Annotated in this window: 19 protein-coding genes; 11 read left to right on the top strand and 8 right to left on the bottom strand. The window is 63.0% G+C overall.

Annotation, left to right across the window (positions count from 1 at the left end):
• Positions 1–2 precede the first annotated feature (2 nt).
• The 5 genes from etfA to JV551A3_RS02820 all read right to left on the bottom strand — a co-directional run bounded on the left by etfA (position 3) and on the right by JV551A3_RS02820 (position 7037).
• Positions 3–1235 carry an electron transfer flavoprotein subunit alpha gene (etfA, locus tag JV551A3_RS02840; RefSeq protein WP_133969982.1) on the bottom strand — a complete coding sequence of 411 codons (1233 nt, stop codon included), beginning with the start codon at positions 1233–1235 and terminating at the stop codon, positions 3–5.
• On the bottom strand, positions 1235–3187 hold the full coding sequence (gene dgcB, locus JV551A3_RS02835; RefSeq protein ID WP_133969981.1) for a dimethylglycine demethylation protein DgcB: 1953 nt from the start codon (positions 3185–3187) through the stop codon (positions 1235–1237). Before dgcB ends, etfA begins: the two co-directional genes overlap by 1 nt.
• A 188-nt stretch (positions 3188–3375) precedes the next feature.
• Complete coding sequence (dgcA, locus tag JV551A3_RS02830) at positions 3376–5436, bottom strand: dimethylglycine demethylation protein DgcA (RefSeq protein ID WP_025337383.1); 2061 nt, start codon at positions 5434–5436, stop codon at positions 3376–3378.
• 15 nt (positions 5437–5451) lie between these two features.
• On the bottom strand, positions 5452–5982 hold the full coding sequence (locus tag JV551A3_RS02825) for a DUF5943 domain-containing protein (protein WP_013970507.1): 531 nt from the start codon (positions 5980–5982) through the stop codon (positions 5452–5454).
• Positions 5983–6059: 77 nt separating this feature from the next.
• Complete coding sequence (locus JV551A3_RS02820; protein ID WP_003257506.1) at positions 6060–7037, bottom strand: dipeptidase; 978 nt, start codon at positions 7035–7037, stop codon at positions 6060–6062.
• A 286-nt stretch (positions 7038–7323) separates the two neighbouring features.
• On the opposite strand from JV551A3_RS02820, the gene JV551A3_RS02815 reads away from it, so the two are divergent.
• The 3 genes from JV551A3_RS02815 (at position 7324) to JV551A3_RS02805 (ending at position 9176) form a co-directional block, all read left to right on the top strand.
• On the top strand, positions 7324–7725 hold the full coding sequence (locus tag JV551A3_RS02815) for a lysozyme inhibitor LprI family protein (RefSeq protein ID WP_112251414.1): 402 nt from the start codon (positions 7324–7326) through the stop codon (positions 7723–7725).
• Positions 7726–7841: 116 nt separating this feature from the next.
• Positions 7842–8558, top strand: a complete 717-nt coding sequence (locus JV551A3_RS02810; RefSeq protein ID WP_235874534.1) for a hypothetical protein — start codon at positions 7842–7844, stop codon at positions 8556–8558.
• 66 nt (positions 8559–8624) lie between these two features.
• Entirely contained in the window at positions 8625–9176 is a 552-nt protein-coding gene (locus JV551A3_RS02805) for a hypothetical protein (protein WP_133969979.1), read from the top strand.
• Here the strand turns inward: JV551A3_RS02805 and JV551A3_RS02800 are convergent.
• Positions 9167–10129 (bottom strand): GlxA family transcriptional regulator, encoded by a 963-nt coding sequence (locus tag JV551A3_RS02800; RefSeq protein WP_133969978.1) that lies wholly within the window; start codon positions 10127–10129, stop codon positions 9167–9169. The genes JV551A3_RS02805 and JV551A3_RS02800 overlap by 10 nt on opposite strands.
• Positions 10130–10274: 145 nt before the next feature.
• On the opposite strand from JV551A3_RS02800, the gene choX reads away from it, so the two are divergent.
• From choX to JV551A3_RS02775, 5 genes are all read left to right on the top strand, one after another.
• Positions 10275–11219, top strand: a complete 945-nt coding sequence (gene choX / locus JV551A3_RS02795; RefSeq protein WP_133969977.1) for a choline ABC transporter substrate-binding protein — start codon at positions 10275–10277, stop codon at positions 11217–11219.
• 124 nt (positions 11220–11343) lie between these two features.
• Positions 11344–12228: a beta-keto acid cleavage family enzyme gene (locus JV551A3_RS02790; RefSeq protein ID WP_133969976.1), complete on the top strand. Its 885-nt coding sequence runs from the start codon at positions 11344–11346 to the stop codon at positions 12226–12228.
• A 180-nt stretch (positions 12229–12408) separates the two neighbouring features.
• Entirely contained in the window at positions 12409–13374 is a 966-nt protein-coding gene (locus JV551A3_RS02785) for an L-carnitine dehydrogenase (RefSeq protein ID WP_133969975.1), read from the top strand.
• 10 nt (positions 13375–13384) lie between these two features.
• Positions 13385–13861: a thioesterase family protein gene (locus JV551A3_RS02780; RefSeq protein ID WP_133969974.1), complete on the top strand. Its 477-nt coding sequence runs from the start codon at positions 13385–13387 to the stop codon at positions 13859–13861.
• Positions 13862–14282: 421 nt separating this feature from the next.
• Positions 14283–14540 (top strand): hypothetical protein, encoded by a 258-nt coding sequence (locus JV551A3_RS02775; protein ID WP_046614493.1) that lies wholly within the window; start codon positions 14283–14285, stop codon positions 14538–14540.
• A 120-nt stretch (positions 14541–14660) separates the two neighbouring features.
• Here JV551A3_RS02775 and gbdR read toward each other — a convergent pair whose 3' ends face one another.
• Entirely contained in the window at positions 14661–15767 is a 1107-nt protein-coding gene (gene gbdR, locus JV551A3_RS02770) for a choline metabolism transcriptional regulator GbdR (RefSeq protein ID WP_112251398.1), read from the bottom strand.
• 499 nt (positions 15768–16266) lie between these two features.
• Positions 16267–17643: an L-serine ammonia-lyase gene (locus tag JV551A3_RS02760; protein ID WP_133969972.1), complete on the bottom strand. Its 1377-nt coding sequence runs from the start codon at positions 17641–17643 to the stop codon at positions 16267–16269.
• 453 nt (positions 17644–18096) lie between these two features.
• On the opposite strand from JV551A3_RS02760, the gene JV551A3_RS02755 reads away from it, so the two are divergent.
• The 3 genes from JV551A3_RS02755 (at position 18097) to choV (ending at position 21148) form a co-directional block, all read left to right on the top strand.
• On the top strand, positions 18097–19044 hold the full coding sequence (locus JV551A3_RS02755) for a choline ABC transporter substrate-binding protein (protein ID WP_133969971.1): 948 nt from the start codon (positions 18097–18099) through the stop codon (positions 19042–19044).
• Between the two features lie 80 nt (positions 19045–19124).
• On the top strand, positions 19125–19973 hold the full coding sequence (gene choW, locus JV551A3_RS02750; RefSeq protein WP_177421243.1) for a choline ABC transporter permease subunit: 849 nt from the start codon (positions 19125–19127) through the stop codon (positions 19971–19973).
• On the top strand, positions 19970–21148 hold the full coding sequence (gene choV / locus JV551A3_RS02745) for a choline ABC transporter ATP-binding protein (protein WP_112251390.1): 1179 nt from the start codon (positions 19970–19972) through the stop codon (positions 21146–21148). The genes choW and choV overlap by 4 nt, the downstream gene beginning before the upstream one ends.
• Positions 21149–21263: the final 115 nt, after the last annotated feature.

Genomic DNA, 21263 nt, shown 5'->3' with positions numbered 1-21263 from the left:
CCTTATGCCGCGTCGCGCTGGCCGCCGCTGCGGTAGTTGTCCACAGCCTCGATCAGTGCCTGGAGAATCGCCGAACTGTCGCCAATCACCGACAGGTCAGCCCGTTTGATCATGTCGCAGCCCGGGTCCATGTTGATCGCCACCACCTTGTCGCAGGCACCGATGCCCTGCAGGTGCTGGATCGCGCCCGAGATACCCACAGCCACGTAGACCCGTGCGGTAACCCAGGTGCCGGTGGCACCCACCTGGCGGTTACGCGGCATGAAACCGTCGTCCACCGCCACCCGCGAGGCGCCTTCGGTGGCGCCCAGGGCCGCGGTGGCCCTGTGGTACAGGTCCCAGTCCTTGACGCCGTTGCCGCCCGAGACGATGAACTCGGCCTCGGCCATGGCAATGGTGGCCGGGTCCACGGCCACCGAGCCGAGGTCTTCGATGCGCGACAGGCTGCGCGCCACGCTTGTGGACAACTCCACGGGCAGCGCTTCGTGACGGGTCTCGCTGACTGGCTCGGCGCACTCTGCCGCCGCCAGGATCAAGCGTGGGACGGCGCGCTGCAGGTCTTGCTGGCCGGCACCGGCACGGCCGATGCACTGGCCGTCCTTGACCTGCCAAACCCGCGTCGCCGGGCGCTCGCCCAGTGCCGCGCCCAGGCGCCGGCCCAGTTCGCCGCCACCAGTGCGGCTGTCGGGCAGCAGCCAGTGACGTGGGGTGAACTGGTTATCCACAGCACGCAGGCCCTGCACCAGTTGCTCCGGTGCATAACCTTCGAAGGCTTCGCCCTCGATGACCAGCAGGCGGTCGACCCCGGCTGTGGAAAAGTTGCTTTCCTTGTGCTCGCCAAACACCACTGCCAGCACCGCACCGTCGCTGCCGGCCAGGCTGTGGGCCAGGCCGAGCAGGTCACGGTCGTGGCTGCTCAGGCGACCACCGACCATGTCCGGTACAACGGCGATGTAGAACGCCGGCGCCGGCACCTGGTACAGGGGCAGCTTGACCTCGGCCGCCGCCGTGCGTCGCCCGCCCACAGCGGTACCCTGCTGGGCGCCGCTGCGGTCGATACGCTTGAGCCCGGCCGGGCCGATGAAACCCGCGGCAATCGCATGGGGGTTCTTGCGGATGAGGCCGTTGGGCCCCATCCAGCTGGTCTGCTGCGTCTGCATCGCTGCATGCAGCGGGTGCAGACGGTTACGGGCGATCCACTCGGCGCGCGGGTCGCGGCGGATAATGTCGCTCATCAGTGCACCTCCGCAGGTTCACGTTTGGCCGTTTGCGGCTTTGCGGTGGCCGGCGCATCCTCTTCGATCAATACGTCGGCAACCAGCTCGGCCAGGTCCTTGATCTGTGGGCGCGGTTCGACCACGCCTTCGAGCATCGCGGTGCACTGTGGGCAACCCACGGCCACCAGCTCGGCCTCGGTCTGGCGAATGTCGTCCATGCGCATGTCCGGGATACGCTGCTTGCCAGGGATGTCGGTGATCGGCGCACCGCCGCCACCACCGCAGCAGCGGGAGCGGAAGCCCGAGCGCTCCATTTCGCGCACTTCGATGCCCAGCGCCTTGAGTACTTCACGCGGGGCTTCGTATTCGCCGTTGTAACGGCCCAGGTAGCAAGGGTCGTGGTAGGTGACGCTGCCACCCTTGTGCTGGCCCAGGTTGAGTTTTTTCGCTGCGATCAGTTCGGCGATGTAGGTGCTGTGGTGCTGCACCTGATAGTCGCCGCCGAGAGCGCCATACTCGTTCTTCAGCACATGGAAGCTGTGCGGGTCGCAGGTGACGATGCGCTGGAACTTGTACTTGGCCAGCGTCTGGATATTGCGTTTGGCCAATTGCTGGAAGGTCGCTTCATCGCCCAGACGGCGCGCCACGTCGCCGCTGTCACGCTCCTCCAGGCCGAGCACGGCAAAGTCCACGCCCGAAGCCTTGAGCACTTTGACGAACGAGCGCAGGGTGCGCTGGTTGCGCATGTCGAACGCACCGTCACCGACCCAGAACAGCACCTCGGTGGATTTCACCTCCGACAGCAGTTGCAGGTTGAGGTCGGCGGCCCAGTTCATGCGCCCGCCAGGGGCGAAGCCGCCCGGGTTGTCGGTGGCGATCAGGTTGTCCAGCACTTCGGCGCCCTTGTTCGGGGTGGCGCCTTTTTCCAGGGTGAGGTGACGGCGCATGTCGACGATGGCATCGACGTGCTCGATCATCATCGGGCATTCCTCGACGCAGGCACGGCAGGTGGTGCACGACCAGAGTGTTTCGGCGTCGACCAGGCCATTGACGATCGGCTGGTGCGGGTGGCCGCCATGCTCACCGATCGGCTTGCCCGGGTATGGGCTGCCGGCGAACTGCGCGTCGGTGCCACCGGCCAGGCCGATGACCATGTCCTGAATGAGCTTTTTCGGGTTCAGCGGCTGGCCGGCAGCAAAAGCCGGGCACATGGCTTCGCATTTACCGCACTGCACGCAGGCATCGAAGCCCAGCAGCTGGTTCCAGGTGAAGTCCACCGGCTTTTCCACGCCCAGCGGCGCGTTCGGGTCTTCCAGGTCCAGCGGCTTGAGGCCAGTGGAACGGCCGCCGCCGAAGCGTTCGGCGCGGCGGTGCCAGGCCAGGTGCAACGCACCGGCGAAGGCATGTTTCATCGGGCCGCCCCAGGTCATGCCGAAGAACAGCTCCGACACGCCCCACAGCACGCCAAGGCCGAGAATGCCCACCATCACCCATCCGCCGGTGTTGGCCGGCAGGATGCCGGCGACTGGCAAGGTGGCGATGAAGAAGCTCACGGCAAACGCCAGCAGGCTCTTCGGCAGGCGCATCCACGGGCCCTTGGACAGGCGCGAAGGCGGGTTGAGGCGGCGCTTGAAGACGAAGATGGCGCCGCTGAACATGATCACGGTGGCCACCAGCAACGCATAGCCAAGGATCTTGCTCTGCAGGCCGAAGCCGTGCACCAGGATCGCCAGCACGGCTGACAGCACGAAGCCGCCAGCGGTGGCCACGTGAGTCTTGGACATGTACTTGTCGCGTTCGACCACATGGTGCAAATCCACCAGATAGCGGCGCGGCATGGCCAGCAGGCCGCCGATCAGGTTGACCTTGGACGGCCGGCCACGGCGCCACATGCGCACACGGCGCAGGGCGCCGAGCACCGCCAGGCCAAGGGCAGCGAACAGCAGGATGGGTAGAAGGGTGTTCAACATGGGAGGCTCCCACAACAGCTGGATTCTTGCGCCACTCTGAAGAGGGGGCGCGGACCCTGTGGGAGCGGGTTCACCCGCGAATGCGTCCGATCAGGCAACGATGTTGTCAGTGCTGACGCATTCGCGGGTAAACCCGCTCCCACAGGGGGCCAATCCCGCCCTCGGGGGCGGTGTTCATGCCAGTGCGATCAGAAGTCCTTGCACAGGCGCAAGGCGTCGTAGATCGCCGCATGCACGTTGCGCTGGGCCACGCAGTCGCCGATGCGGTACAGCAGGTAGCCTTCGCCCGGCTGGCTGAGGATCGGCTGTGGCTTGATGGCGAACAGCGCCTCCACGTCGATCTGGCCCTTGTTGCGCGAACCTTCCTTCAGCGCGTAATACAGCTGCTCGTCAGGACGCACGCCGTTCTCTACCACCACCTGGTCGACCACGCGCTCTTCCTTGGCGCCGGTGTATTCGTTCTCCAGCACCGCCACCAGCTTGTCGCCTTCGCGGTAGACCTTTTCCAGCATCATGTCGCCGGTCATGATCACTTCTTTCGGGTACATGCTGCGGTAATAGGTCGGGAAGGTAGTACCGCCCATGGCCACACCCGGCTTGATGTCGTCGGTGACGATCTCGACCTGGCTACCCTTGTCGGCAATGAAGTCCGCCACCGACATACCGGTGAACTCGCAGATGGTGTCGTACACCAGCACGTTCTTGCCCGGCGCAACCTTGCCGTCGAGCACGTCCCAGCTGCTGACCACCAGCCCTTCGGCGGCGCCCCAGTGCTCGTTCTGCTCCAGGAAGGAATGCCCACCCACCGCCAGCACGATGATGTCCGGGCGCAGGTCCTGGATGGCGGCCACGTCGGCGGCGGTGCCCAGGCGCAGGTCGACCTTCAGGCGCGCCAGCTCCAGCTGATACCAGCGGGTGATACCGGCGATCTGGTCACGCTGCGGCGCCTTGGCGGCGATGGTGATCTGCCCGCCGATCTGCTCCTTCTTCTCGAACAGGGTCACGTCATGGCCACGTTCGGCAGCCACGCGGGCCGCTTCCATGCCGGCCGGGCCGGCGCCAACCACTACCACCTTGCGCTTGGCGCCGGTGGTCTTCTCGATGATGTGCGGCACGCCCATGTATTCACGGGAGGTCGCGGCGTTCTGGATGCACAGCACATCCAGGCCCTGGTACTGGCGGTCGATGCAGTAGTTGGCACCGACGCACTGCTTGATCTGGTCGATCTGGCCCATCTTGATCTTGGCGATCAGGTGCGGGTCGGCCATGTGCGCACGGGTCATGCCGACCATGTCCACGTAGCCGCCTTCGAGGATACGCGTGGCCTGGTTCGGGTCCTTGATGTTCTGCGCGTGCAGCACCGGGACCTTGACCACTTCCTTGATGCCGGCCGCCAGGTGCAGGAACGGCTCCGGCGGATAGCTCATGTTCGGGATGACGTTGGCCAGGGTGTTGTGGGTGTCGCAACCCGAGCCGACCACGCCGATGAAGTCGAGCATACCGGTGGCATCGTAGTAGGCGGCGATCTGCTTCATGTCCTCGTGGCTGAGGCCATCGGGGTGGAACTCGTCACCACAGATACGCATGCCCACGCAGAAGTCGTCACCGACTTCGGCACGCACAGCTTTCAATACTTCCAGGCCGAACTTCATGCGGCCTTCGAAGGTGCCGCCCCATTCGTCGGTACGCTTGTTGACCCGCGGGCTCCAGAACTGGTCGATCATGTGCTGGTGCACGGCCGACAGTTCAACGCCGTCCAAGCCACCTTCCTTGGCGCGACGCGCAGCTTGGGCGTAGTTGCCGATCACGCGCCAGATCTCTTCCACCTCGATGGTCTTGCAGGTGGCGCGGTGCACCGGTTCACGGATACCCGACGGCGACATCAGGGTCGGCCAGTTGAAGCCGTCCCAGCGCGAGCGACGACCCATGTGGGTAATCTGGATCATGATCTTGGCGCCATGCTTGTGCATGGCGTCGGCCAGGTTCTGGAAGTGCGGGATGATGCGGTCGGTCGACAGGTTGACCGATGCCCACCACTCCTGCGGGCTGTCGATGGCCACCACCGACGAACCGCCGCAGATCGCCAGGCCGATACCGCCCTTGGCCTTTTCTTCGTAGTACTTCACATAGCGGTCGGTAGTCATGCCGCCGTCAGTGGCGTAGACCTCCGCGTGCGCGGTGCTGAGCACACGGTTGCGGATGGTCAGTTTGCCGATCTGGATCGGCTGGAACATTGCTTCGAATGCCATGACGCTATCTCCGGCTTACAACGGCTTTGTAACGAACAGGCCATCTTCGTGGCCTTCTTCCGACCCGCCATAGACCTGTTCGGCCACGGTGCGGATCGAGCTGCCGCGGGCAGCGAGAATCTGGTCCATGGCGCCGGCGAACCAGCCGGTGAACATGTAGTCGACCTTGCGGCCGCACTTGCCATAGACGTACACGAAGGCAGAGTGCTTGAGCTTGACGCTGCAGGTGCCCTTGTCGAGGTCGATGTCCTGGATTTCGAACAGGCCCCAGCCACGCTGGCTCAGGCGCTTCATGTAGTGCTCGAACACCGCAACGCCTTCCAGGCCGTGGCACTCGGCCTCTTTTTCACACCAGTGCCAGGCGGACTTGTAGCCGGCCTTGTAAAGAATCTCGGCGTATTTGTCAGCGCCCAGGACTTCTTCGATACCCATGTGGTTGTTGACGAAGAAATGGCGCGGCACATACAGCATCGGCAAGGCGTCGCTGGTCCAGACACCGGTCTCGCTGTCTACTTCGATTGGCAATTGCGGGGCGATCTTGGCCATGGAAACTCAACTCCATAAAATTTTTTATTGGGATGCCCCGGCGTTGCTGGCAGGGGCTTTCAGGCTTGGAGAGCGGCTTACTCGCCCCACACGTCCTTGAGGACGTTGACCCAGTTCTCACCCATGATCTTGCGCACCACGCGCTCGGAGTGGCCGCGCTTGAGCAAGGTTTCGGTGAGGTTGGGGAATTCGCCCACGGTGCGGATGCCCAGCGGGTTGATGATCTTGCCGAAGTTGGTCAGGCGACGGGCGTAACCCTTGTCATGGGTCAGGTACTCGAAGAAGTCCTGGCCGTGGCCCTGGGTGAAGTCGGTACCGATACCGATGGCGTCTTCACCGACGATGTTCATGGTGTATTCGATGGCTTCGGCGTAGTCGTCGATGGTCGAGTCGATGCCCTTGGCCAGGAACGGCGCGAACATGGTCACGCCGACGAAACCGCCGTGGTCGGCGATGAACTTCAGCTCTTCGTCGGACTTGTTGCGCGGGTGCTCTTTCAGGCCAGATGGCAGGCAGTGCGAATAGCAGACCGGCTTTTTCGACTCGAGGATGACTTCTTCGGAGGTCTTGGAGCCTACGTGGGACAGGTCGCACATGATGCCGACGCGGTTCATTTCGGCAACGATCTCGCGGCCGAAGCCCGACAGGCCGCCGTCACGCTCGTAGCAGCCGGTGCCGACCAGGTTCTGGGTGTTGTAGCACATCTGCACGATGCCCACGCCCAGCTGCTTGAACACGTCGACGTAGGCGATCTGGTCTTCGAAGGCATGGGCGTTCTGGAAGCCGAAGAGGATACCGGTCTTGCCCAGTTCCTTGGCCTTGCGGATGTCGGCAGTGGTGCGTACCGGCATCACCAGGTCGCTGTTGTCGCGAATCAGCTTCTGGCTGGCGGCGATATTGTCGACGGTTGCCTTGAAGCCTTCCCAGACCGATACCGTGCAGTTGGCCGCAGTCAAACCGCCTTTGCGCATGTCCTCGAACAGCTCGCGGTTCCATTTGGCAATGATCAGGCCGTCGATGACGATGCTGTCGGCGTGAAGTTCGGCTGGGCTCATCAGGCTGTCCCCTTTTATTGAATGGGTTTGCGCCAAACCTTGTGTCGGCGCTTTGGGGCCAGCATATGCCTGTGCCCAAAGGCGCCCCGATGCAAAAACGACAGGGGGTTTGCCGAAAGCGTCAATGCGCGACATCGCGCCCTCTGGCGCGCCGTCTGGCGATGAGAGACAGTCTCGATAACGACATTTCCGGCCGTTTCATGAACATTTCTTCAGGGATCTATCGTCTTGTCTGCGGCTGAGCGAGAATCCAGCCGATTCGTCAGCCTTGTTGAGGAGAAAACGGATGAAATCAATGGCATGGCTGGTATTGCTGGCGGTGGTATCGGGCGCCCAGGCCGGCGAGGAAGAAAGCACCCCATGCGACAACGTCGAGAGCGACCAGCAGACATTCGCTTGCGCGGCGTTCAACAAGCAGACGGCGGAGCGAGAACTGAAGTCTGCGTATGACGACCTGATCCAGCGCATTCGCGACCAGTACGCCGACGAAGGCGACAAGGCCGCTGCCTTGGCCGGGCGCATGGAGGCGGCGGAGAAATTGTGGACGCAACTGCGCGATGCCGACTGCAAGGTCGAAACCTACGCCGAGAAGCCCGGCAGCAAGGCGTTCGAAGCGGCGTGGAACACCTGCGTGGCACAGCGCAGCGATGACCGCTCGGAGTACCTGCAGTCCATCGGCCAGCAGTAGGGGGACTTCCTCGGCAGGAAAGGCTTTCGGCTTATCTGTCTTGACGACCCGAACCAAAGTACGTCCCAGGCGCCTCGCCCGAGGCGCCGATGATGAACTGGATCGGAAACCAAGACATGACCTCCACTATCAGCAAGACCGACATGAACAGCGCCATCGCCGCCCTGAAGAAAGAAGGCGAAGAACGCGCTGTCATGGTTGCCAACACCGTCTGCATCTTTGCCCCGGATGTACCCGCCAGCATTGCCGAAGACGTGCTCGATGGCATGCGCCTGATGAACCTGTCGGCGAACAAGAAGTTCGACAAGGAAACCCAGCAGCGCGAGTGGTACAACTTCTACAACGACGGCCTGGGCAAGTTCGGCTGGACGCTGACCGGCGCCGCCCATGTCGAGGAAGCAATCGACAAGGACACCCACACGCTGGCCACCCTGGTGCCTCAAATCGTCACCGTCCAGATCGGCGCCAGCCATCGCCTGAGCCGTTGCGTAAAACGCTCCTTCGAAGTGATCGTGCAAACACCGAAGGCGCAGCAACTGCTTGAAGAAAGCAGCGTGAGCGTTTCGGGCAAATCCAGCACCATTCAGATTTCCGCCTGCGAGATGACTCCGCAAGGCCTGCCGATCATGCACATGACCAGCGTTCAGCTGAGCTATGACAAGGCCGAAAAAACCGCAGGGTCCGCTGGCCGCATCATCGACAAGTCGAACACCCGGGTATACCGGGCCTCGCAACAGGGCTCGTTCAGTGTTCGCCACTTCGGCGCCATGCGCGAAGCCGTCAGGCTGAAACTGGCCAGCCAGGCGTTCGACATCCTGGCGCTGGACATCTGACCTGGACCTGGCGCCGCCCTGCGGCGCCAGGCTCCCCTTCCTACTCCTGCTGCGAGGGCCAGAAGCATGCCCACCAAACCTGCCACCCAAGCCATGGAAGACCTTCATGCCTGCCTGCGCCTGGCGCAACTGGAAGCCAGCCAGGCTCACGATCGCCAACAGGATGGCCAGCGCTGGTTCAGCCGTTTTCTGCAGAGGCTGGAAGACAGCGGCGTCGAACTGATCGAACAGACGACGAAAAGCATCAATTGCGTACCCACGGATGCTGTGTTCCAAGAAGTATTCAGCGGCTGGATTCCAGCGCCCCAGAGGCGCAACCTCGGGTTCGAGCGGGTTGCCAAGGACATACTCCATGGTTTGCAACAGCCAGACCTCGCCCTGCTGCGCAGCACCTCGGCCAGCTCGCACCTGCGCCTCGAGTTTGACGTGGATGACAGCGGCAGCCCGCTGGCGATTATCTTCAACCTGTGCTGTTCGACCGACCCGGATGCCCCGCGGACGCGCCTTGCCCTGCAGCTGGACCACCTGGGCGCGAAACTCGACCTCCGGGCTTTCGAGACGCGGCGAAAACAGGTCGAAAACCGCCTCCAGGCGCTATGCGATCTCGATCAACTCTGATCTGGCAGCTGCGGCTTGAGCGCCTGACGCTCTTCACGCGGACAGCGCCCAAAGCGTCTCTTGTAGCGGCGGGTGAAGTAGGACGGCAGCTCGAAACCGCATGCCACGCTGACCTGCGTGATGCTCATCTGTGTCTGGCACAGCAGCTGACGCGCCTTGTCCAGACGTAGGTCAAGATAGAAACCACTGGGCGTATCATTCAGGTACAAGCGAAACAGACGCTCCAGCTGACGCCGGGTGATCATGGCACGGGCAGCCAGCTCCAATGTACTCAACGGTGGCTCGGTATGCTTTTCCATCTCGCCGATCACCTGCACCAGCTTGCGGTTGCTGATGCCATAGCGAGAGGCAATCTGCATCCGCTGATGATCCTGCCGCGGCCGAATACGGCCCAATACGAATTGTTCCGATACCTGCACTGCCAGCTCGCTGCCATGGGATTGCGCAATCAGGTCGAGCATCAGGTCGATCGAGGCAGTGCCACCCGCGCAGGTGATGCGCCGTCGGTCGATTTCGAACAGTTCCTGGGTCGCCTGCAGGCTCGGGTAGTTCTCCTTGAATGCCTCCAGCGCCTCCCAGTGCACGGTGGCGCGGTGGCCGTCGAGCAGGCCGGCCTCGGCCAGCACCACCGCCCCGGTATCGATACCCCCCAGCACCACCCCCTCATGGTCCAGGCGGCGTAGCGCCTGTTGCAGTGCCGGCCCGTAACAGGCCAGTGGCTCGAAGCCCGCGACGATCAGCAGGATGCCGCCAGGTTCGCCCGCCGCCAGCGCTGCATCGGCGTTTACCGACATGCCATTGCTGGCCAGCACCGGCCCGCCGTCCAGGCTCAACACCTGCCAGCGGTACAGCGGGCCCTTGAAACGATTGGCCACCCGCAGTGGCTCCATGGCACTGATGAAACCCATGGCCGAAAACCCGGGCAACAACAGGAAATGAATGATTTGCGGCATTGCATGCTCCACGGCAAAGGTGGTCGCCTCCGTGCAAATGTTGGTCGCCAGGGTGCGATTCACCACCCTGGCAGCAGCGTAGCGTGTTCACACGGCCCAGAGAGGCCGGCCCCTATAAAAAATGCCCTGCCGATGGAGAGCCACCATGCAACGCTTGATCCGCCGCAGCCTGTTATCCGTAGCCCTGACCACTATCGTCGCTTCCCCGCTGTATGCCGCGGAACCCGCGGCCTGCAAGAACGTCCGTCTGGGCGTGGTCAACTGGACCGATGTCATTGCCACCAGCGCCATGGCCCAGGTGCTGCTCGATGGCCTTGGCTACCAGACCAAGCAGACCAGCGCTTCACAGCAGATCATCTTCGCCGGCATCCGCGACAAACGCCTGGACATGTTCCTGGGTTACTGGAACCCGATCATGACCCAGACCATCACCCCGTTCGTCGATGCCAAGCAGGTCAAGGTGCTCGACAAGCCCAGCCTGGAAGACGCCCGGGCCACCCTGGCGGTGCCCAAGTACCTGGCCGACAAGGGCCTGAAGACGTTCGCCGATATTCACAAGTTCGAAAAGGAACTGGGCGGGAAAATCTACGGCATCGAACCAGGCTCCGGCGCCAACACCCAGATCAAGGCGATGATCGCCAAGAACCAGTTCGGCCTGGGCAAGTTCCAGCTGGTCGAATCCAGCGAGGCCGGCATGCTAGCCGCCGTCGACCGCGCGGTGCGGCGCAACGAGGCAGTGGTGTTCTTCGGTTGGGCGCCACACCCGATGAACGTGAATATCGACATGGTCTACCTGGGCGACAGCCAGGACGCCCTGGGCCCTGACGAAGGCCGCGCGACAGTGTGGACAGTGACCGCGCCGGACTATGCCGAACGCTGCCCCAACGCCCACCGCCTGCTGGCCAACCTGAACTTCAGCGCCGAGGACGAGAGCCGCATGATGCAGCCGCTGCTCGACCACAAGGATGCGCTGGAATCGGCCCGACAGTGGCTGAAAGACCACCCCGAGGACAAGGCCCGCTGGCTGGAGGGTGTGACCACCTTCGACGGCAAGCCGGCTGCGGACAACCTCAAGCTCGGCGCCAACTGATCCGGCCCCTTCGCGGGTAAACCCGCTCCCACAGGTTACGCGCATGCCAGGAACACCACGGTGCTCCTGTGGGAGCGGGTTCACCCGCGAAAAGGCCACCACAGACACCACAAGGACCCCCGCCATGAACCACGACGTCATCATCACCTGCGCCCTCACCGGCGCCGGCGACACCGCCTCGAAAAGCCATTTTGTTCCCGTCACCCCCAAGCAGATCGCCGAGTCTGCCGTAGAGGCCGCCAAAGCCGGCGCCACCGTAGTCCACTGCCACGTGCGCGACCCGCAAACCGGCCGCTTCAGCCGTGATGTGGCGCTGTATCGCGAAGTCATGGAACGCATCCGCGAAGCTGACGTGGACATCATCGTCAACCTTACCGCCGGCATGGGTGGCGATCTGGAAATCGGCCCGGGTGAAACCCCACTGGAATTCGGCCCGGGTACCGACCTGATCGGCCCACTGGAACGTCTGGCCCATGTCGAAGCGCTGCTGCCGGAAATCTGCACCCTCGACTGCGGCACCCTCAATTTCGGCGATGGCAACTCGATCTACGTCTCTACCCCGGCCCAACTGCGCGCCGGCGCCAAGCGCATCACCGAGCTGGGGGTGAAAGCCGAGCTGGAAATCTTCGACACCGGCCACCTTTGGTTCGCCAAGCAGATGATCAAGGAAGGCCTGCTCGACGACCCGCTGTTCCAGCTTTGCCTGGGCATCCCGTGGGGCGCGCCGGCCGACACCACCACCATGAAGGCGATGGTCGACAACCTGCCGGCAAACGTCACCTGGGCCGGGTTTGGCATCGGCCGCATGCAGATGCCGATGGCCGCCCAGGCGGTTCTGCTGGGCGGCAACGTGCGGGTGGGCCTGGAAGACAACCTGTACCTGGACCGTGGCGTGCTGGCGAGCAACGGCCAGCTGGTCGAGCGCGCGGCAGAAATCATCACTCGCATGGGTGGCCGCGTGCTCAGCCCGGCAGAAGGCCGGGAAAAAATGAACCTCAAGCGCCGCTGATTCCTTTCAAAGATTGCAGCAGCGCCACAAATCCTGTGGGAGCGGGCATGCCCGCGAAGCAGGCGACACGGTGGATGGCACCGGCTTTGCCGGTGTTCGCGGCGGTTCGACGCCTCGACTCGCCCGCTCCCACAGGATCGGTACTAACCCTAACGACTGTGTTTACCCTGAGGACCCGATATGCCCTTCATCACCGAGATCAAGACCTTCGCCGCCCTCGGTAGCGGCGTAATCGGCAGCGGCTGGGTTGCCCGCGCCCTGGCCCACGGCCTGGACGTGATCGCCTGGGACCCGGCGCCAGGCGCCGAGCAGGCCTTGCGCAAGCGCATCGCCAACGCCTGGCCGGCACTGGAAAAGCAAGGCTTGGCGCCAGGTGCAGCACAAGACCGGCTGAAGTTCGTCGCCACCATCGAGGAATGCGTCCGCGACGCCGACTTCATCCAGGAAAGCGCGCCAGAGCGACTGGACCTGAAGCTCGACCTGCATGCGAAGATCAGCGCTGCCGCCAAGCCAGACGCGATCATCGGCAGCAGCACCTCGGGCCTGCTGCCCAGCGAGTTCTACGAATCGGCCACCCACCCCGAACGCTGCGTGGTCGGCCACCCGTTCAACCCGGTCTACCTGCTGCCATTGGTCGAGATCGTCGGCGGCAACCGCACTGCCCCCGAAGCCATCGAAGCCGCCAAGACCATCTATACAGCCTTGGGCATGCGCCCGCTGCACGTACGCAAGGAAGTGCCCGGGTTCATCGCCGACCGCCTGCTCGAAGCCCTGTGGCGCGAGGCCCTGCACCTGGTCAACGACGGCGTGGCCAGCACCGGCGAAATCGACGATGCCATCCGCTTTGGCGCCGGCCTGCGCTGGTCGTTCATGGGCACCTTCCTCACCTACACCCTGGCCGGTGGCGATGCCGGCATGCGTCACTTCATGGCCCAGTTCGGCCCTGCGCTGCAACTGCCGTGGACTTACCTGCCGGCACCAGAGCTGACCGACAAGCTGATCGACGATGTGGTCGAAGGGACCTCCGAGCAACTGGGTGATCGCAGCATCGCCGCGTTGGAGCGCTATCGTGATGACACGCTGTTGGCAGTGCTGGAAGCGGTGAAGACCAGCAAGGCCAGCCACGGTATGGCTTTCGGCGACTGAGGAGAACGCGATGCCCGCACTGATCACCTACCGCACCCCGGTCCAGGAGGACTGGGTCGACTACAACGGGCATCTGCGCGATGCCTTCTACCTGCTTATCTTCAGCTACGCCACCGATGCGCTGATGGAGCGCATCGGCCTGGATGCCGACAGTCGCGGCCAGAGCGGTAACTCGCTGTTCACCCTGGAGGCGCACATCAACTACTTGCACGAGGTGAAGCTAGGGACCGAGGTGTGGGTGCAGACGCAGATCATCGGGTTCGATCGCAAGCGCCTGCATGTCTACCACAGCCTGCATCGGGAAGGGTTCGACGAAACGCTGGCGGCCAGCGAGCAGATGCTGCTGCATGTGGACCTGGCGGGGCCGAAGTCGGCGCCGTTCAGTGAGCGTAGTGTCGGGTTGCTGCAAGGTTTGGTGGATGAGCAGCAGGATATGCCCCCGGCTGAGTTCGTTGGGCGTGTAATGGGTTTGAACATCCAGTCCTGAACAAAACTTCGTACCCTGTGGGAGCGGGTTCACCCGCGAATGCGATGGTGAAGCTACCGACGCATTCGCGGGTGAACCCGCTCCCACAGAGAATGCACACGCCTTCAGGTATTGAGCAAGACAGGGTCACAACAGCAGTTGCGCTGATGCTTCAGGCAAAAAAATAACCCCGGAAAGCCGTGAGCATCCGGGGCCAAGAGCGAGCAACATCCACTGTGCACGAACGAGGGTGACCAAACCCTCCGTTGCGGTAGATGGCTTGAGTTTGCGCACCTCGCGGCAGGTGGATTTAGCCGGGAACGACCTGTTCTTAGCCAAAGCAGCCATGGCGCCATTCTGTTGTTGCGGGCATGTCGCCGGCGTCACAGAATCGGTCGTAAATCACAGCAGCACTCTCTTAGCGATAAAAGGGACAACAGCCATGATGCATGCGGATTTGATTGACCAGGACGATCTGGCAGGCCACCTGCGCGCGCGCGGGTTCGAAATTCCGGCCGGGGCCACTGCCGAGCAGGCGTGCGAAGCGGTGGTGCGTGGGCTGACCGAGCCCAATGCACGGGCGCTGAAGGGGATGGTGGAGCAGATGTATACCGGTAGTGCGACGATCCTGCCGGCGGTGCGCCAGGCCATCGACAAACAGCTGTTGCCGGCGTTGGCGCAGTTCAACAAGCGCGCCTGACCGAGTATTCCTGCACCGGCCTCTTCGCGGGCTTGCCCGCTCCCACAGGGACCGCACCGCTACTGAAACCGGTGCAGTACTTGTGGGAGCGGGCAAACCCGCGAGGAGGCCGGCTCCGTTTCAGAGCCTCACACTGGCAAAGGTCGACTCGTTGCGCGCCTGGCTCAGGGCCGCCATCGGCCCGCTGTGCGGCGACAGGGTCATGGCCTGCGGGATCGGCATCATCGCCACCTGCTGCGCGGTGTTGGAGCCCACGCGCTCGTCACGCGGTGGAATGCCGAAGTATTCGCGGTAGCACTTGGAGAAGTGCGGGGTCGACACAAAGCCGCATACCGATGCCACTTCGATGATCGACATCGGCGTCTGCTTCAGCAGCTGCCGGGCGCGGATCAGGCGCAGCTTCAGGTAGTAACGCGACGGCGAACAGTGCAGGTACTTCTGGAACAGGCGCTCGAGCTGCCGGCGCGATACCGACACATATACCGCCAGTTCGTCCAGGTCGATCGGCTCTTCGAGGTTGGCCTCCATCAGCGCGACGATTTCCTGCAGCTTCGGCTGGTTGGTGCCAAGCATGTGCTTGAGCGGCACGCGCTGGTGATCCTGCTCGTTGCGGATGCGTTCGTAGACGAACATTTCGGAGATTGCCGCCGACAGTTCGCGGCCGTGATCGCGGCTGATCAGGTGCAGCATCATGTCCAGCGGCGCAGTGCCGCCGGAGCTGGTGAAGCGGTTACGGTCGAGGGTGAACAGGCGGGTGCTCATGTTGACCCGCGGGTAGGCCTCCTGCATGGCAGCCAGGCATTCCCAGTGCACGCTGCAATCGAAGCCGTCGAGCAGACCGGCGCAGGCCAGGGCCCAGCTGCCGGTGCACACTGCACCCAAGCGTCGCGACTGGCGAGCCTGGGCCTGCAGCCAGGTGACATGCTCACGGGTAACGGTGCGCTGGATGCCGACGCCACCACAAACGATCACTGTATCCATCGGCGGGGCGCTGTGCATGGCCGCGTCAGGGGTGATCTGCAGGCCGTCGCTGGCCCACACCTGGCCGCCATCGACGGTCAGGGTGTGCCAGCGGTATAGCTCGCGACCGGAAAGCTGGTTGGCCATGCGCAGCGGCTCGACGGCCGACGCCAGGGAAATGAGGGTGAAATTGTCCAGTAGGAGAAACCCGATGGACTGGGGGGCTGTGCGGTTCTGGGTTGGGGTCCCGGAGGTGTACGACGTCATCGCGATTTCTCCTCACACAAATGCAGGGTGTGCCTCAGGCGAGCACTGTTTTCTTGTTATGTATGGCCCCGGTTTCATGTGCAGGGGCCTTGGTGCCAATCTCAACGCAAACGCCGTGCCTGAAATTGAACGGCTATCCAAAAAAACCTGAAAACGACGCCTTTATCAGGCAAATCACGTGCTTTGATCGAGTTGGCCAATCTTCGTGGAACGGGCGTGCTAGGCGCTGTGCCTGTAACGGCTGAGCAATTTGGTGACATGCGCAGTGTAGGATGCCCAGAAACGACACTCTTGAGTGTCACCGACAACGCCCACACTGATAACGACACCCGACGATCGGTATGCGTCGCGCTGCACCATAAGGGGGCATTGGGGGCTGTACTGCACCGGCGTCAAACTCAAGGGCCTCTTCGCGGGCATGCCCGCTCCCACAGGGATTGCACAGTTCCTGTGGGAGCGGGTTTACCCGCGAAGAGGCCCTTGAGGTCAGACCAAACGGTCAGCACTCGATCGCGCTGACCGCCAGACCACCGCGCGAGGTCTCTTTGTACTTGTCGTGCATGTCGGCCCCGGTATCGCGCATGGTGCGGATCACCTGGTCGAGAGAAATGAAGTGTTCGCCGTCACCACGCAGGGCCATCTGCACCGCGTTGATGGCCTTGACCGCGGCAATCGCGTTGCGCTCGATGCACGGCACCTGAACCAACCCGCCGACCGGGTCGCAGGTCAGGCCCAGGTTGTGCTCCAGGGCGATCTCGGCAGCGTTCTCCACCTGCGGTGGGGTCGCGCCCAGCACCTCAGCGAGGCCCGCCGCGGCCATGGCGCAAGCCGAACCGACTTCCCCCTGGCAACCCACTTCGGCACCGGAGATCGACGCGTTCTTCTTGCACAGGATGCCCACCGCGGCAGCAGCGAGGAAGAAATCGACCACGCTGGACTCGTCCACTGCATCACTGAAACGCATGTAGTAGTGCAACACCGCCGGGATGATGCCCGCCGCGCCGTTGGTCGGCGCGGTAACCATGCGCCCGCCGGCGGCGTTTTCTTCGTTGACCGCCAGGGCGAACAGGTTGACCCACTCCATGGCGCTCATGGTCGAGCCGATCACGTTGGGCTTGCCGATTTCCTGCAGGCTGCGGTGCAGCTTGGCGGCCCGGCGGCGTACGTTCAGCCCGCCGGGCAGCGTGCCTTCGTATTTCAGGCCGTTATTGACGCATTCCTGCATGGCTTCCCAGAGCTTGTGCAGGCCGGCGCGGATCTCTTCTTCGCTGCGCCAGACCTTCTCGTTGGCCATCATCAATTGCGACACGCTGAGGTCGTTTTGCTTGCACAGGCGCAGCAGTTCGGCTGCGCTATTGAAGTCGTACGGCAGCACCGTCTGGTCGGCATCCAGCACGCCGCTGGCAGCTTGCGCGGCATCGACCACAAAGCCGCCACCCACCGAGTAATAAGTGTCGCGGTGCAGCTCGCCCTGCTCGCCTTCGGCAATCAAGGTCATGGCGTTGGGGTGGTACGGCAGGTTCTCGTCCAGCAGCAGCATGTCGCGGGCCCAGACGAACTCGATGGGCAGGCGGTTGTCCAGCTGCAGGGTATTGGTTTCGCGCAGGTCGGCGATACGCAGCGCAATCTGGGTCGGGTCGATGGCGTCCGGCCATTCGCCCATCAGGCCCATGATGGTGGCATTGTCGGTGCCATGCCCCACACCCGTGGCCGACAGCGAGCCATACAGGCGCACTTCGATCCGCTTCACACGTTCCAGCTCACCACGCTCGCGCAGGCCCTGGACGAACAGGGCGCCAGCACGCATGGGGCCGACGGTGTGGGAGCTGGAGGGCCCGACACCGATCTTGAACAGGTCGAACACGCTGATGGCCATTGTCGAATCACCTCTTGCTGGGCTTGTCTCTGCGCGCCATGCGCAGGGCGGGGCAGCTGCTAGGCTGAAGCAGCGGGCCGCCTTGAATGCACGCATCATCGGGCTTTTACCGCACCCCTCGCCGTCTGCAACCGACGTACTTTTGTCCAGCAGCGCCGCGCTGTTTTCTACCGGGGAGTAGCCCTCACCAGGCCGCTTTCCGGCGGCCTGGTGACGTAAAAATGCGGCTGAGGGGGTGGAAAAACCCATAAGCGACATCGCCCATACTGGATACGACCCGTTCCGTACTGGTTACGACCCCACCAGTAGGCGATTGCCCGGCGCTGGAGGATTATCGAAAGCGACTCGTAAAGCACGGCCACGCATCCTGCCCTCTGCAGGCCTGGTCGACCGGACCCTGAGAAAGCCCGGCGACCCACGCGAACCCGAAGACAAAATCACAGGAGTCCATCCATGAAAGGTTCACCCTCGCTGTTGCTGGTTGCGATGCTGTCCGCGCCTTTGCTGGCCCAGGCCGCCGAACCCGAGCAATGCCAGACGGTACGGTTCTCGGATGTCGGCTGGACCGACATCACGGTCACCACCGCGACCACCAGCGTTGTGCTCGAAGCACTGGGTTACAAGACCCACACCACCATGATCTCGGTACCGGTGACCTACAAGTCGCTGGCCACCGGCAAGGACCTGGACGTGTTTCTCGGCAACTGGATGCCGACCATGGAGAACGACATCAAGCAGTACCGCGACGCAGGTACTGTGGAAACCGTGCGCGCCAACCTGGAAAACGCCAAGTACACCTTGGCTGTGCCCCAGGCGCTGTATGACAAGGGCCTGAAGGACTTCAGCGACATTCCCAAGTTCAAGCAGGAACTGGGCGGCAAGATCTACGGCATCGAGCCCGGCAACGATGGCAACCGCACCATCCAGAGCATGATCGACAAGAACGCCTTCGGCCTGAAGGACGCCGGCTTCAAGATCGTCCAGTCCAGCGAGGCCGGCATGCTGTCGCAGGTCGACCGCGCGCAGAAACGCGGCGAGGCGCTGGTGTTCCTCGGCTGGGAACCGCACCCGATGAACACCCGCTTCAAGATGCAGTACCTGACCGGCGGGGACGAGTTCTTCGGCCCCGACTTCGGCAAGGCGACCGTATTGACCAACACCCGCAAGGGCTATGTGCAGGAATGCAGCAACGTTGGCCAGCTGTTGAAGAACCTGTCGTTCGAGCTCAAGGATGAAAGCACCATGATGGGCTATGTCCTGGACGACAAGATGAAACCCGAGGCGGCTGCCAAGAAGTGGCTCAAGGACAACCCTGGCAAGCTGGATGCCTGGCTGGCCGGTGTCACCACCGTTGATGGCAAACCAGGCCTGGAGGCGGCCAAGGCCAAGCTGACGCAATAACGCAATACGCCATAGCGCTACCTCGGGGCAGGCCGTGCCTGCCCCGGGTTGATTTCAATCTATGCAGGTGGAAGCTCGCTATCATGCTTATCGATCAGAAAATACCCCTGGGTGAGTACATCGCGTCGTTCGTCGAGTGGCTGACCCAGAACGGCGCGAACTACTTCGACGCCATCGCGCAGGGCCTGGAGTTCATGATCCATGGCGTCACCAGTGCCCTGACCTTCTTCAATCCGTTCGTGCTCATCGCTCTGTTCGCCGCCCTGGCGCATTTCATCCAGCGCAAGTGGGCGCTGACCGCATTCGTCGCCCTGTCGTTCCTGCTGATCCTCAACCTGGGTTACTGGCAGGAAACCATGGAAACCCTGGCGCAGGTCACCTTCGCCACGGTGGTTTGCGTGGCCATCGGCGTGCCACTGGGCATCGTCGCCGCGCACAAACCGATGTTCTATACCGCCATGCGCCCGGTACTCGACCTGATGCAGACGGTACCTACATTCGTCTACCTGATCCCCACCCTGACCCTGTTCGGCCTGGGTGTGGTGCCGGGGCTGATCTCGACGGTGGTGTTCGCCATCGCCGCGCCGATCCGCCTCACCTATCTGGGCATCTGCGACGTCCCGCAGGAGCTTATGGACGCCGGCAAGGCCTTTGGCTGCTCGCGGCGCCAGCTGCTCACCCGTATCGAACTGCCGCACGCGATGCCGAGCATCGCCGCCGGCGTTACCCAGTGCATCATGCTGTCGCTGTCGATGGTAGTGATTGCCGCCCTGGTCGGTGCTGACGGCCTGGGCAAACCTGTGGTCAACGCACTGAACACCGCCGATATTTCCCTGGGCTTCGAAGCGGGCCTGGCGATCGTGCTGCTGGCGATCATGCTCGACCGTATCTGCAAGCAACCGGAACTGCCGGTAAGGGGTGAAGCATGAGCATCATTCGTTTCGAAGACGTCGACGTCATCTTCTCCAACAAGCCGCGCGAAGCGCTGGCCCTGCTCGACCAAGGCCAGACCCGCGAGCAGATCCTCAAGCAGACCGGCCTGGTTGTGGGCGTCGAGAAGGCCAACCTGGATATCCAGAAGGGCGAGATCTGCGTGCTGATGGGCCTGTCCGGTTCGGGCAAGTCGAGTTTGCTGCGCTGCATCAACGGCCTCAACACCGTCAGCCGCGGCAAGCTGTTCGTCGAGCACGAAGGCAAGCACATCGACATTGCCCACTGTACCCCCGCCGAACTGAAGATGATGCGCACCAAGCGCATTGCCATGGTGTTCCAGAAATTCGCCCTGATGCCCTGGCTGACGGTGCGCGAGAACATCAGCTTTGGCCTGGAAATGCAGGGCCGCCCCGAGAAGGAACGGCGCAAGCTGGTCGACGAGAAGCTCGAGCTGGTGGGCCTGACCCAGTGGCGCAACAAGAAGCCGGACGAACTGTCTGGCGGCATGCAGCAGCGCGTGGGCCTGGCCCGGGCGCTGGCGATGGATGCCGACATCCTGCTGATGGACGAACCGTTCTCGGCACTGGACCCGCTGATCCGCCAGGGCTTGCAGGACGAGTTGCTGGGCCTGCAGGCCAAGCTGAGCAAGACCATCGTGTTTGTCAGCCATGACCTGGACGAGGCACTGAAGCTGGGTAGCCGCATCGCGATCATGAAGGACGGGCGGATCATCCAGTACAGCAAGCCGGAAGAGATCGTGCTCAACCCGGCCGACGAATATGTGCGTACCTTCGTCGCCCATACCAACCCGCTGAACGTGCTGTGCGGGCGCAGCCTGATGCGTAGCCTGGACAACTGCAAACGGGTTAACGGCTCGGTATGCCTGGACCCGGGTGGCGATTCGTGGCTGGACCTGGGCGAAGGCAACTCGATCAAGCGTGCGCGCCAAGGGCAGAACGGGCTGGAGATGCAGAACTGGGCACCGGGGCAGTCGGTGGAAGGGCTGGGGCGCAAGCCGACTCTGGTGCATGCGGATATCGGCATGCGTGATGCGCTACAGATTCGCTACCAGACTGGGAACAAACTGGTGCTGCAGGAGAATGACAAGGTGGTGGGGATTCTTGGCGACAGCGAGCTGTATCACGCGCTGCTGGGCAAGAACCACGGCTGATGCAATTGGGGCCGCGTTGCGGCCCATTCGCGACACAAGGCCGCTCCTACAAAGGATCGCGTAACCTTGTAGGAGCAGCCTTGTGCTGCGAATGGAGGGCAAAGCCCTCCCAACA

It is taken from the genome of Pseudomonas inefficax (assembly GCF_900277125.1).
GTDB classification, from domain to species: Bacteria; Pseudomonadota; Gammaproteobacteria; order Pseudomonadales; family Pseudomonadaceae; genus Aquipseudomonas; species Aquipseudomonas inefficax.
The sequence above is the reverse complement of the archived record's forward strand: the minus strand, read 5'-3'. Positions and strand labels throughout refer to the sequence as shown.